Raw genomic sequence first — 12,954 nt, 5'->3', positions numbered from 1 at the left:
GCATTACAGCTGCGGTTCAAAACAAGGGCAATAGAGCGTTTGCGATGACCGCACGTGAAGCCGGAAAATCACAGAAATCCTGATCTGTTACAAGGCCTTGTTGAAGTGTTAAAACGAGAACAAACTAACCGAAACTGTAATGCAAGTTCGGAACCGGGGGCATGATCCCGGTCCCGAACGGCTGCCAAACTCAGGACCCAACCAGCGGACTCTATTTATAGTCGGACCCGATCAAAGAGGAATGTCAGAACTTCGCCCGTAGCCCCACATAGTAGGAGCGGCCAACCGCGTCATAGACCGCCACATCAGTGCTGTTCTGGGAACTGGACACGATGGGCAGACCCCGGTCAAACAGGTTGGTGACGCCGGCGCGCAGTTCGATACTCTCATTGACCCGGACATTACCGAACAGGTCGAACAGATTGTAGGCGGGCACGCCCGGCGCCGGATTGGTCGGCGTGGTCACTGCCGTCACGTCGTCCATCGCCCCCTGATAACGCCAGCGCAGGCCGACGCCGAACAGGTCGGAGCGGTAGCCGATGGTCGTCAGCGCCTTCCAGCGCGGCAGGGCACGGCCCAGCGTGCTGGTATTCACATAATCCTGAAAGGCGCTGCCGGGCAGGGTCTGGATGTTGTAGTGGTTGACCCAGCCGATGACCGGCGTGACATAAATCTCGGCACTGGGGTCGCCGACATCGGCCCCGATATCCGACAGGCTGGCGGACCAGTTGATCTGCACGTCGATGCCGTCGGTTTCCAGCCCGCCCAGGTTCAGGAACGGCAGGCTGACATCCTGCAGCTGTCCCTGCGCGTCGCGGGTCAGCAGCTGGCAGAACTCATTGGTCACGGCATAGGTGGGGTTGGAGCCGTCGAGATTATAGCACTTGGACAGGGTGGTCAGGCCCGGCACACCGGAGATCACTTCCTTGATCTTGATGTTGTAGTAATCGACGGAGATGGTGGTGCCACCATACCAGGGGCTGTCGCCCGGCACCGTGAAGACGGCGCCGACATTATAGGTATCGGCCTTTTCCGGCGTCAGGCCGAGGTTGCCGCGGATGGTGCCGCCCGTGGCCGTCGTCGGGAAAGTATAGGTGTCGATGGTGTTGGCGGGCACACCCTGCGCGATACAGAGCGCGCGGACCTGGGCACCGCCTGCCCCTGTCCGGGCGATGGAACGGACGTCGCAGGGATCGCCCACCGATGCCGGCGGCGTGCCGAACTGCACCTGCGTGCCGGTGGGGGGAGAAAACAGCTCACCGATATTCGGTGCGCGCACCGCCCGCTGGTACGACCCGCGCAGCATCAAGGAATTCACCGGTTTCCAGCGCATGTCGCCTTCATAGCTGGTGACGCTGCCCGTGGTGGAATAGTCCGAATAGCGGGCGGCGGCACCGACGGCCAGTTCTTCGGCGAAATCCGCTCCACTGATCAGCGGAATGTCCACCTGACCGGCAATTTCCTTGAGGTTGATATTGCCACGCGCAGGCGCCGAACCGGTCACCGCCTCGATATTCTGAGTGACGAGGTCACTGTCCGGCGTGAAGCGATAGGTGTTGCGCCGGTAGGAGCCAAGGACCGCCACTTGCAGCGGACCGGCCGGCAGTTCCACGACGGGGCCGGAGATTTGTGCCTGCACCTGCGACTGGGTCAGCTTCTCCATGCTGAGTGCCGTCTTGGTCATATAGGTTTCGCAGGCGTCGGAAATGTTCATGGCATTGTTCATGCCGAACGGATTGAACCCGCCCGCGCACAGCGAGGCCCCGCCATCGGCGGCGTTCAACAGGGACTGAACCCGGCTTTTCACCACCGCGCTGTTCAACGCCTGATCATGCTGGCTTTCATCATAGGATGAATAGAGGTCCCATTTCCAGGTGCCACCCAAATCGCCCTTAAAGCCCAGCGCGAACTGGCTGACCTTGTACTGCTCGTCCCAGTTCTTGTCGGGGATGCCCACATAACGGCCGTTCCAGGTGAAGGGCGCGTTGGGATTGGGGCGCGAGGCCAGAATGGTGCGCAGGTCGGCCGGGATGAAGGGATTGGTGACAGGAATGGTGGTCAGATTGCCGATCTGGGTCAGGCTGCCGCCGCTTTCGGTATGCACGACGCTGTCGACATACATGAACTGGCCATAGGCCGTGATATTTTCCGTCAGTTCATAGTCGAAGGAACCGAAGGCCGTCTTGCGTTCCAGCGCGTTCTGGAACTGCACCTGCTGGCCCACGGGCATACGGACATTGCCGGCGACGACGGCATAGCCTTCGCTGTCCGTTGGCCCCTTGTAGTTGAGGGCACCGGTCTGCACAAACAGGCTGCCATCATTGTTGAAGCCCAGATTCAGCGTGCGCCCCACCGTCGGCGTGACGCCATAACGGCTGAACACGCTGTTGATGGCGGCCTGGGTCGGCAGGTTGGCGGCGTTGGGCACATAAGTGCCCGTGCCGATGAAACCCGATGGGGTCACCAGCCGGAAGAACGGCCGTTTGGCGCCCTGCAGACCCGGCCGGTCGGTATAGCTGGCGCTGAACAGGACATGGCCCCTGTCCTCCCCGATGCTGCTGCCCAGGGCGACGGAAGCGGATTTCTTGAACACGTCGCCGCGCTCATCCTGACCGAACTGTACATCGGCGCGCACGCCGTCGAAGGGCTGGATGGTCTTGAAATTGACCACACCGGACATGGCGTCGGAACCATAGATGGCGGACGCACCACCCGTGATCACATCGACACTGCCAATGACCGATTCCGGCAGGATGTTGATATCGACATTGCCGTTGATGTCCGACAGGGGCAGGCGCTTGCCGTTCAGCAGCACCAAATTGCGGTTGGACCCGAGCCCGCGCAGGTTCAAGGTGGCGCGGCCACCGCCGCCCTGTCCACCCGTGTTGGCGGTGCCGGCAGCGGTGAAGGAGGGCAGCTGGTTCAGCGCCGCCTCAACCTCCACCTGGCCACTTTCCTTGATGGATTCCGTCGACACGGTGGTGATGGGGCTGACCGCGACATTATTGGGCCGCTGGATCAGGGAGCCGGTGACCACGATCTCTTCGATCAGCTCGGCCTTGCCCGCGTCGGCCTGTTGCGCCAGCACTGGGCCTGCCAGCATCATGCCTGCGGCCAGCGACAGGGCCAGCGGCGAGGCCGTTTGCCGCAACCGGCCATGGACCGGCGGGCGCGTCTTCAACATCTTCTTGTCCACGTTTTCCTCCCCTTTTTGGCGTCCAGGGGTCACCGCTCCGGCAAACGGCACGGGCCCCCGCTTTGCTTTTGCTGATTGTGCGGCCGGTCCCCGTCAGTGAGCGGGGCCGATTGCCTTCTGGATAAAGTCAAGCGTATCGGCCAGCGCCTGACGGCTGACCTCCGCCGTGCGCTCGGGCTTCTCGGCGATCCAGCTATGGTTGGCGCCGTCGAAAATGCGCGTCTTGACAGTGACTTTTGCGGCGGCCAGGGCCGAGGCGAACCGGTCCTGTTGCGCCACCGGCACGACATTGTCGTCGCGGCCATGCATCAGCAGGAAGGGCGGGTCCTTGGCATCAACATGCGCGATGGGCGAGGCCTGGCGTACACGGTCAGCGTCGCAGCCGGCACCCGTGCAGCCCAGGAACCGGCGCATCGGCTCCGTCGGTGGGGCATCCTTGTTCAGGTAGCTGGGCATGGTGGCAAGGTCATAGATGCCGAACCAGGAGACGACAGCCTGAACACAGTCCGATGCCTGTTCCACCCCACCCGCACCCGTAGGCACGGTTTCGACGGTGGCGGGCCGTGCGGGGGCCGGCGCGTCTTCCGCAAAGGCCGGGTCGGCGCAGCTGGCACCCACCAGGGCCGCCAGATGACCGCCGGCGGACTGTCCCCAGGCGGCAAAACGCGCGGGATCGACACCGAACCGGGAACCATTGGCGCGCAGCCAGCGGATGGCAGATTTCACATCCTTCGCGGCGGCGGGGAATGGTGCCTCGCCGGAGAACCGGTAACTCACGGAGGCGACGACATAGCCCTGGGCCGCGATGGAGGCCAGGACCTTGGGCCAATCCTGGAAGGCCGCACTGCGGCGTGGACCGCCACCCATCCAGCCGCCGCCATGGATATAGACGATGACGGGCCGGCTCTTGCCATCCTGTCCGGCACCCAGGGGCAGGAACAGATCCAGCTTCAGGGGGCGGTAACCGGGCACGGTCTTGTAGACCACATCGGGCATCCCCGTCACGCCACCGGCGAAAGGAACCGTGATGGTGGAAAAGGTATCGGCACCCACCTGCTGTACCGAGGCGCCGACAGCCGCACTGGCCGCGACATCGGCGCCACCGGCATGGGCGACAGGCCCGGTGGCGATGGCCGACAGGCACAGGAATGCGGATATGGCGGTGACGGAACGCTTCATTCTTTCCCCCCGACCGTATTTTTGATTTTGCGGGTCCGGACGGACGATGCCAGACGGCCCGACTTTTCTTTCGATGGAGTTAATGTACGAAACAGTTCGTACGTCGTCAATTGTGTTTGTTATGCCGCAGTGCGTTTCTTTGCGGATGCTGGAAAACGTCAGAATGTCGTTGGGTTCAGGCCTTGCGGCACCAGGTCATGACGATCTCCACCACCTGCTCCTTGCGTCGTGCCGCAGCCTCTTCGGACCCCAGCTCGTACCCGAAGATGGTGGAGAAGGTGTAGCGGTTGGAGACGTTGTAGAAGCTCAGCGCGCTGATGGTCATGTGCAACTCGACCGGGTCGATGTCCGCCCGGAACAGTCCCTCGGCCACACCCTTGTCCAGAATGGCTTTCAGGCCCTGGATCACATGCTGGCTGCGGCGTTTGATACCGTCGACTTTGCCGATGAACGACCCGTGCAGGATGTTTTCGTTCATCACCAGCCGGACGAATTCCGGGTTCTTGAAATGGTGATCGAAGGTCAGGCGGATATGGGCTTTCAATGCCTCTTCCGCGCCGATATCCAGGATGGGCAATGCTGCTTCCGAATCACGGATGGCGATATATTCCTGCTCCAGGACCGCCTGATACAGCCCTTCCTTCGATCCGAAATGGTAGTAGATCATCCGCTTTGACGTGTCGGTCTTTTCCGCGATCTCATCGATGCGGGCACCCATCAGGCCCTTGTCGGCGAATTCGCGGCGGGCCACGGCCAGGATATTGGCCTTGGTCTCATCAGCTTCGGCGGCGCGGGGGTTGCGGGCCGGGGTTGCCGATTTCGACTTGGGCGCCGGGGCGTTCATGGATGATCCGTTGGATGATGGAGGTGCGGGGCCACAGGATAATGCGGCCCCGCGCGTTTTGAAGCGAATTCAGCCTTCCGCTGCGAACACACTGATGATCACGGCCCCGCCGCCGGACACGGGTGTGATCCTTCCCACGAAGATGCGACGGTTCAGCCATTCATATTTGCCGGCGGGCGCATGGAAGGCCGGCACCGTCATCAGGTAACGCGGGTCGGGAACCGACAAGCCCTTGTTATGTACAATGATGATGGCGCCATCATCGGTGCGCAGGGAATACAGCGCTTCGATCTCCCGCACGCCATCGGGCCGGTCGATCTGCCAGTCGGCACCACCGGCCATCACCTCCCCCTTGATCTCCTCTCCGGCGAAGGTGCCGCCAGTGATGGGGATGAAGCGGCGCTTGCCATGGTCGCTGACCCCCACCTCCACCGCCGGATCGACGGTAACGCGGGCCTGCAGGACCAGGCGCAGGCCGGGTGCGGATACCGGTTCATAGGCCTGGATAGCGGCGGGACAGAGCAGCATCAGGAACAGAAACAGGTATTTCATCGTACCCTCGCTCAATCCCGCACGCGCGGCGTGCCGGCCGGTGCCGGGGGTGGCGCTTCCCACCCGGCCAGCAGGTCCAGCGTGGCATAGCGCGGCCAGTCCGCCACCCGCACCTGCTCACCCAGTTCCATCAGGCGCGGCTTCTTCGGGTCGAAACGCGGCCAGTCCGGCGACGGTGCCCCGCCCCCGGCGAAGGACAGCAGCATGGACTGCATGCGGGTGGCGAGTTCCATATCTGCCGGTTCCCAGTCACGGGTGCGGCGGAATAGGTTCAGCGCCTCCAGGGTGCCCAGCCAATAGGGCACATCGCCCGTATGGTAGGCGCCCACCGTCGCCGGATCATGATCGGCGAAGCGGATGCCCGGCGTATAAGGGTGGCGGCGTTTGAACAGCCAGACATAGGCCGGCTGCTTCTGCGCCCGCGCCCAGGCCGCGACCTGCCGGCCGACGGTGGCGTCACGCTGAATGTCGGTGATGGCGCGGGGGATGCCGCCTTGGTCCTTGACGGTATAGGCTTTCAGTACCTTGTCGGCCACACCAGGGAAGGATTGCCGGATCAGCGCCTCATAGGCGGGTAGATCGGCAGCACTGCCCAGCGTGCGGAAGCTTTCATCGCGGGTGAAGCCGATCATGACCGGCACATCGCTATGCCCGTCGCCCCTCATCGCCTGATCGGGCGGAAGCGGCAGCACCTTGCCGTCCAGCACGATGGGCGAGCGGCGCGGCAAGGGGGTGGCGATGATCCGGTCGCCAGCCACCGCGCGCATGTCGGCCAGGGAGCCGGCCTTCAGCGCATCCTGCAACCGCTTACCGTCCGCCTCCGCATCAGCCAGCGGGATGGGGGGCAGCAGGGCGCCAAAGGGGCTGCCGCTCATGCCGACGGCGCGGTGGAACAGCCCCTTGGCCGCCGGACTGGCCATCAGCAGGCCGATGGACATGGAGCCCGCCGATTGCCCCACCAGGGTGACATTGCCGGGATCACCACCGAAGCCCGCGATATTATCGCGGACCCAGCGCAGGCCCTGGATCTGGTCCAGCAGCCCGTAATTGCCGGAATGGCCCCCGCCTTCCGCCGTCAGTTCGGGATGGGCCAGAAAGCCCAGCGTGCCGACACGGTATGAGACGGCGACATAGACCACCCCCTGCCTTGCCAGGAACTCCCCGGAATAGTTGGGCATGCTGGCCGAGCCGACATTGAAGGCCCCGCCATAGATCCAGACCATGACCGGATAGGGCTTGCCCGCCGGTGCCGGTTCCTTGGGGGCCCAGACATTCAGGTACAGGCAATCCTCGCTGATCGCCTCATGCCCGAAATAGTGATTGATGGTGGACCCGCGCATGGGTTGCAGGCACATGGGCGCGAAACGGTCTGCATGCAGCACGCCTTTCCAGGGGGTAACCGGCTGCGGCGGACGCCAGCGCAGATCACGTAGGGGCGGGGCGGCGAATGGTATGCCCAGGAAAGCGTTGACGCCGCTATCCAGTTGCTTGCCCTCAATGACACCGCCTTCGACCTGCACGGTCTGGGCGGATGCCATAACGGGCAGGGACAGGCAGGCAACGCCCAGCAGCAGGCGGGACCAGATGGACATGTTTCCTCCATGATTCTGTTGCTTTTGGTGGGCGCTGTCTGCGCGCCTTCAATAAACCGTGTCGGTGTTGAACCGGGACTGTGCCGCCAGCCGCACAGCGGCATTGGCGGCGCCATAGGCGTCGTAGCCACGGCGTTCGACAAATTCGAAAAAGAAGCGCTTGGCGAAGGCGCGGGAGTAAAGCTGGAAGAACTCCGCCTCCTCCGTCCGGTCATACAGGATGTCGTGTGCTGCCATCCGTTCGACCAGATCGGGGTCCAGGCCGAACCGCGCCTCGATATCGTCATAGTAGTTGCGGGGGATGGGCAGCCGTTCCAGCCCGCTTCCCTGCAACGCCTTGGCGGTCGCAAAGATGTCACCGGTCGCCAGCGCCACATGCTGTACACCGGCGCCCAGATAATGGTTCAGAAAGCGCGATGTCAGGGTCTGTGCCGCCGCGGAGCCGTTCAGGGTGACCCGGAACGAACGGTCGCCATTCTCGATGGCCTGGCTATGGACGATGCCCAGCGGATCGGCGATTTCCAGCTGCGGTGTCTTGGTCACATCGAACAGCGCGAAATAATAGAGCAGCCAGGACAGGAATTCCTCATACCCCATGGCCTGGGCGATATGGTCGATGCGGGTCAGGCCGACGCCGGGCACCGCCGCCCCTGTCAGGGGTACGAAATCGTTGCGCCAGACCTGTTCCTGGGTCCCGTCCTCGATGAAATAGATCAGGCTGCCACCCACCCCGCGTACGCAGGGAATGTCCATTTCCGCCGGCCCCACCGCTTGGGCGAAGCGGGGGATGCGCAGGCTGTCGGCACGGGCCAGTGCTGCCGGCACATCATGCACCCGCAGAGCCAAGGCACAAACCGAGGCGCCATGCACGATGGAATGGCTGTGCGCGAAACCCTCCGTCTCGCCATTCAGGACGATGTTGATATCGCCCTGGCGCCAGCGGGTGACGGCCTTGCTGATATGCCGCCCTACCGGTTCAAAGCCCATGCTGGCCAGCATCGCACCCAGCGGCCCCGCCTCTTCCTCCGTGGCGGCGAATTCGATGAACTCCACCCCTCGCACATCGATGCGGGGCGGCATGGTGACCGGACGCTTCAGCCGGGCCAGCGCCTCATCCTCCACCAGTTTCAGCGAGCGATAGCCATCCAGTGCGATGCCGGAAGCAGAACCGGCGCGGAACCGATCGTTGAAAATCTCCAGCGACAGCGGTCCGCGATAACCGATGGCGATCAGCGCCTTCACATAATCGGTGATGGGCAGGTCGCCCTGCCCCGGCATGTTGCGGAAATGCCGGCTCCAGTACAGGTGGTCCATGTCCAGGCGCGGGGCATCGGCGATCTGCACGATGAACAGCTTGGCCGGGTCGATGTCGCGGATGCTGTCGATGGGTACATTGCGGGCCAGCGAATGGAAACTATCCAGGATCAGGCCGATATTCGGATGATTGACGCGGTGGACAATGTCCCAGGCATCGCGGTGATCATGCACATGCCGGCCCCAGGCCAGCGCCTCGTACCCCACCCGCAACCCGCGCGCTGCGGCCAGTTCGCCCAGGTCGCGGAAATCATCCACGATGCGCCCCCGTTCCGGCAGCGATTGTGGTGAGACGTTGGAACAGACCAGCAGCAGATCGGTGCCCAGTTCCGCCATCACATCGAACTTGCGCAGCATCCGTTCGAAGGTGCGGGTGCGCAGCGTGCCGGGCATGCCCTCAAAATCGCGGAAGGGCTGGAACATGGTAATGGACAGACCCAGATCGGCCGCGATACGCCGCACATCGGCGGGGCGGCCATCGAAGGTCAGAAGGTCGTTTTCGAAAATCTCGACACCGCTGAACCCCGCCGCCGCCGCCGCCTCCAGCTTACCGGTCAGGGTGCCGCTGATCGACACGGTCGCGATGGATTTGGCCAGGCCGCCGGCCGGCACTTCCGCCCGTTGCATGTGCCCCTCCCTTCTCATGATTGCTGCTGATTATCGGGTCGTTGAAAGACGCGCCTTGACGTGAACGTACTATTTCGTACACATTCACGCAACGGCCAATGCCATGGGCCGATCAACGACAAGCACATCGCCTTTCACTGGGCGCAGGGGGGAATTGTGCCGGACCCTGTGGAACGAAAGCCTGTTCACATCCTGAACGGGCCCAACCTGAATTTGTTGGGCATGCGCGAACCGGAAAAGTACGGTCGCCGCACGTTGGCCGATATCGAGGAAAGTTGCCGCCGGCATGGGCTGGCGATGGGCTTGCCGGTCATCTGCCGGCAGAGCAACCATGAAGGCGCGCTGATCGACTGGATCCATGCGGCGCGCGCGCAAGCGGCGGGGATCATCATCAATCCCGGCGCCTATACCCACACCTCGGTCGCCATCATGGATGCGCTGCTGGCCTGCGCCGTTCCGGTGGTGGAGGTGCATCTGACCAATATCCACCGGCGGGAAGCCTTCCGCCACCATTCCTATGTCTCGCTGGCGGCGACAGGTGTCATTTGCGGCCTTGGTGCCGATGGATATCTGGCCGCCCTCACCTTTCTCGGCAACAGCCTTGGGAACAGCCCATCATGAGCGGGAAATCCATCCTCGCGGGCCTGATCGGGTCGGGGATACAGGCATCCCTGACACCGCGCATGCATGAGCAGGAGGGGGCGCGTCAGGGCCTCCGCTATGTCTATCGCCTGATCGACCTGAAACAGTTGGGCCTGGATGTGGCCGCCTTGCCCGATCTGGTGGCGGGGTCACAGCGCTTCGGCTTCAACGGCCTGAACATCACCCATCCCTGCAAGCAGGCGGTGATCCCGCTGCTGGACGAACTGTCACCGGAAGCCGCCGCCATCGGTGCCGTCAATACCGTCGTCCTGAAGGACGGGCGCAAGACCGGCCACAATACCGACTGGTGGGGTTTCGCCGAGGGGTTCCGGCGCGGCCTGCCCGATGCCGATCTGCGCCATGTGGTGCAGTTGGGGGCGGGCGGGGCCGGGGCCGCCGTCGGCTATGCTCTGCTGCGCCTGGGTGTGGAAAGCCTTTCGATCTTTGACGTGCAGACGGCGCGGGCGCAGGAACTGGCCGACCGTCTGAACAGCCAGTTCGGGCCCGGAAAGGTCAGGGCGGTGATGACGCCTGACACAGCCCTGCCCCATGCCGACGGCCTGGTCAACACCACACCGCGCGGCATGGCCGATTATCCGGGGCTGCCGGTGCGCGCAGTCTTGTTGCGCCCCGACCTGTGGGTGGCGGAAATCATCTATTTCCCCATCGAGACGGAATTGCTGCGCACGGCGCGGCGCATCGGCTGCCGCACCCTGGATGGCGGCGGCATGGCGCTGTTCCAGGCGGTGGGCGCCTTCCAGCTTTTCACCGGCATCGAACCGAATGCCGATGACATGGGGGCGGATTTCAAGGCAATGCTGCCTTAACCACCGCGACGGGGCCCGACAGAAGGCCCTGCACGGACCAGGGAGGAACAGAATGTTGAACAAACCGGCTGCGAAGACCGACAGGGCCACCGCCGAATTCCAGGAACGCCTCGCCACCCTGGAAGCAGCCCCCATGGGCCGCAAACGCCTGATCGTGGTGCTGCTGTGTTTTGTCCTGAACCTGCTGGACGGGGTGGATGTGGTGCTGCTGACCTATGCGGCCCCCGTCATCGCCCAGGAATGGGGGCTGAAGGACGGCGCGCTGGGCATCGTGCTGACGGCCAGCCTGCTGGGCACGGCCTTCGGGTCGATGCTGATGGGGCCGGTGGCCGACATGATCGGCCGGCGCAAGGTGGTGCTGATCGCCATCACCCTGATCGGGTCCGGCATGCTGCTGGCCGCCACCGCGCATGAGATGGTGATGCTGGCCGTCTGGCGTGTGGTAACGGGAGTGGGCATCGGCGCCATCCTGGCCTCCATGGCCTCGATCACTTCTGAATTCTCCAATGCTCGGCTGCGCAGTTTCTGGGTTGCGTTCCTGCAGGCGGGCTGGCCTATCGGCGCCATTCTGACGGGCTTCGCCTCCGCCGTCCTGATCCAGGCCTATGGCTGGAAGCCGCTGTTTGTCGGCTCGGGCCTGCTTTCGGTGATCATCCTGCCGGTTGTGGCGTGGCTGATGCCGGAATCCTTGCAGTTCCTGGCCCGGCAGGATGCGCCTGACCGGCTGGCCCGTATGAACCGGCTGCTGGGCATGCTGGGCCAGCCCCCGCTGGAACATGCCCCACCCCTGCCGGAAAAGCGCGGCGTGAAGCTGTCTGCCCTGTTCGAGGGACATCTGGCCCGCTCTACCCGGGCCCTCTGGTTGGGCATGACCATGGGGTGGGCCGGGCTTTATTTCCTGATCAGCTGGATCCCCCGCATCGCGGTGAATGCCGGTCTGGCACTGGACCAGGCGATCATGGCGGGGGCCACCTTCAATATCGGCGCCTTTATCGGCAGCGCGGGCATCGGCCTGCTGGCCACCCGCCTACCCTTGAACCGGCTGATCCCGGCATTTCTAGGCAGCGCCACGGTGCTGATGATGCTGTTCGGCTGGGTGTCCATGCCTATTGCCGCCACCTTCATGGTCATCCTGGGTCTGGGCATCCTGGTCCAGGGCGGATTCAACGCCTTCTATCCAATGGCGGCACAGCTCTATCCCACCGAAATCCGCACAACCGGTATCGGCACGGCCATGGCTGTCGGCCGAAGCGGTGCCATTCTGGGGCCACTGGCGGCGGGTTACCTTATGGAGATCGGCACCGACCGGGGCATGTTGTTCCTTATCTATGCGGTGCCGCTGGCGGTCGCGGCGGCGGCGGCCTGGATGGTGTCGTCCCGGTAGGCGGCTGGATGCAAGCAGCAACAGAGCTGGTCCCCCAGTGACCGGACAGTTTTTGCTCGGCGTCAAGCTTGGTTCTGATCAGTTCACGTCGCCAAACACAGTCTGTCCGCCGAGCGCGGGCTGGTGAATTGGCCATCTTGGTCGGTGTTGAAGATTTCCGGCTTGCCGTTCCGGGCCATGGCCTCTTGGCAAGGGCCCCCAGGCAGAAATCAATGTCCATGCTGTTGGACAGTTTCCAGGCCAGCACCTTACGCGATGCCCAGTCCATTGCGGCGATCAGGTACAAGAAGCCCCGCCGCATGGGAATGTAGGTATGTCCGTACATAACGGGTACAAAGGAGGGAGCCAGACTCAGTGACCTGCAACCACCATGGCGGCGCATTCGTCGACATGCAGGACTGGCCAATGCTCACCTTCACGATTTACGACATTCGTTCGCCAGCGACGCGCTGTTCCTGGGCGGAGGACTGCCGATGATTGGGAAGCTGCTGGGCCACACGCAAGTGCAGACAAGCGCCGGTATGCTCATAGGTCCAGAGAGTCCATCCGGCGCGTTCTGAAGCGTCGAATAGACTCCCTCATTTTCGTGTGGTTCAGGCTTCAGGCTCTGCATGTTAAAGTGGGAAAGATAGATTCTTTCACCCCAACGCCTCTGTCAGCTCGGGCACGATCTTGAACAGGTCGCCAACCAGGCCGTAGTCGGCGACCTGGAACATCGGCGCCTCCTCGTCCTTGTTGATGGCGACGATGACCTTGCTGTCCTTCATGCCGGCCAGATGCTGGATGGCGCCGCTGAT

Annotated in this window: 10 protein-coding genes and 2 pseudogenes; 4 read left to right on the top strand and 8 right to left on the bottom strand. The window is 63.3% G+C overall.

Annotation, left to right across the window (positions count from 1 at the left end):
* Positions 1-244 precede the first annotated feature (244 nt).
* From AC1Q7F_RS23730 to AC1Q7F_RS23705, 6 genes are all read right to left on the bottom strand, one after another.
* Positions 245-3,196: a TonB-dependent receptor domain-containing protein gene (locus tag AC1Q7F_RS23730; protein WP_492511013.1), complete on the bottom strand. Its 2,952-nt coding sequence runs from the start codon at positions 3,194-3,196 to the stop codon at positions 245-247.
* Between the two features lie 93 nt (positions 3,197-3,289).
* On the bottom strand, positions 3,290-4,375 hold the full coding sequence (locus tag AC1Q7F_RS23725) for an alpha/beta hydrolase fold domain-containing protein (RefSeq protein WP_492511012.1): 1,086 nt from the start codon (positions 4,373-4,375) through the stop codon (positions 3,290-3,292).
* A gap of 175 nt (positions 4,376-4,550) precedes the next feature.
* On the bottom strand, positions 4,551-5,219 hold the full coding sequence (locus AC1Q7F_RS23720; RefSeq protein WP_492511011.1) for a TetR/AcrR family transcriptional regulator: 669 nt from the start codon (positions 5,217-5,219) through the stop codon (positions 4,551-4,553).
* Between the two features lie 69 nt (positions 5,220-5,288).
* On the bottom strand, positions 5,289-5,771 hold the full coding sequence (locus tag AC1Q7F_RS23715; protein WP_492511010.1) for a DUF3237 family protein: 483 nt from the start codon (positions 5,769-5,771) through the stop codon (positions 5,289-5,291).
* Between the two features lie 11 nt (positions 5,772-5,782).
* Positions 5,783-7,363, bottom strand: a complete 1,581-nt coding sequence (locus tag AC1Q7F_RS23710; RefSeq protein ID WP_492511009.1) for a carboxylesterase/lipase family protein — start codon at positions 7,361-7,363, stop codon at positions 5,783-5,785.
* 48 nt (positions 7,364-7,411) lie between these two features.
* Positions 7,412-9,304, bottom strand: coding sequence for a bifunctional sugar phosphate isomerase/epimerase/4-hydroxyphenylpyruvate dioxygenase family protein (locus AC1Q7F_RS23705; protein WP_492511008.1), 1,893 nt, complete (start codon positions 9,302-9,304; stop codon positions 7,412-7,414).
* Between the two features lie 168 nt (positions 9,305-9,472).
* Between AC1Q7F_RS23705 and aroQ the strand changes: the two genes are divergently transcribed.
* The 3 genes from aroQ to AC1Q7F_RS23690 are packed head-to-tail and all read left to right on the top strand — an operon-like array spanning position 9,473 to position 12,157.
* Positions 9,473-9,925, top strand: a complete 453-nt coding sequence (gene aroQ, locus AC1Q7F_RS23700; RefSeq protein ID WP_492511169.1) for a type II 3-dehydroquinate dehydratase — start codon at positions 9,473-9,475, stop codon at positions 9,923-9,925.
* On the top strand, positions 9,922-10,773 hold the full coding sequence (locus AC1Q7F_RS23695; RefSeq protein WP_492511007.1) for a shikimate dehydrogenase: 852 nt from the start codon (positions 9,922-9,924) through the stop codon (positions 10,771-10,773). Before aroQ ends, AC1Q7F_RS23695 begins: the two co-directional genes overlap by 4 nt.
* A gap of 52 nt (positions 10,774-10,825) precedes the next feature.
* The gene (locus AC1Q7F_RS23690) at positions 10,826-12,157 is read left to right on the top strand and encodes an MFS transporter (RefSeq protein ID WP_492511006.1); all 1,332 of its coding nucleotides are present in this window, start codon (positions 10,826-10,828) and stop codon (positions 12,155-12,157) included.
* A 98-nt stretch (positions 12,158-12,255) separates the two neighbouring features.
* Here the strand turns inward: AC1Q7F_RS23690 and AC1Q7F_RS23685 are convergent.
* Positions 12,256-12,470 (bottom strand): annotated as a pseudogene (locus AC1Q7F_RS23685) (DDE-type integrase/transposase/recombinase); the annotation flags it as partial.
* 10 nt (positions 12,471-12,480) lie between these two features.
* Between AC1Q7F_RS23685 and AC1Q7F_RS23680 the strand changes: the two are divergent.
* On the top strand, positions 12,481-12,717 hold the full coding sequence (locus AC1Q7F_RS23680) for a tyrosine-type recombinase/integrase (RefSeq protein ID WP_492511168.1): 237 nt from the start codon (positions 12,481-12,483) through the stop codon (positions 12,715-12,717).
* A 78-nt stretch (positions 12,718-12,795) separates the two neighbouring features.
* On the opposite strand, the pseudogene AC1Q7F_RS23675 reads toward AC1Q7F_RS23680, so the two are convergent.
* A pseudogene (locus AC1Q7F_RS23675) lies at positions 12,796-12,954 on the bottom strand (electron transfer flavoprotein subunit alpha/FixB family protein); the annotation flags it as partial.

It is taken from the genome of Niveispirillum sp. GW835-FHT14G11 (assembly GCF_058793615.1).
The sequence above is the reverse complement of the archived record's forward strand: the minus strand, read 5'-3'. Positions and strand labels throughout refer to the sequence as shown.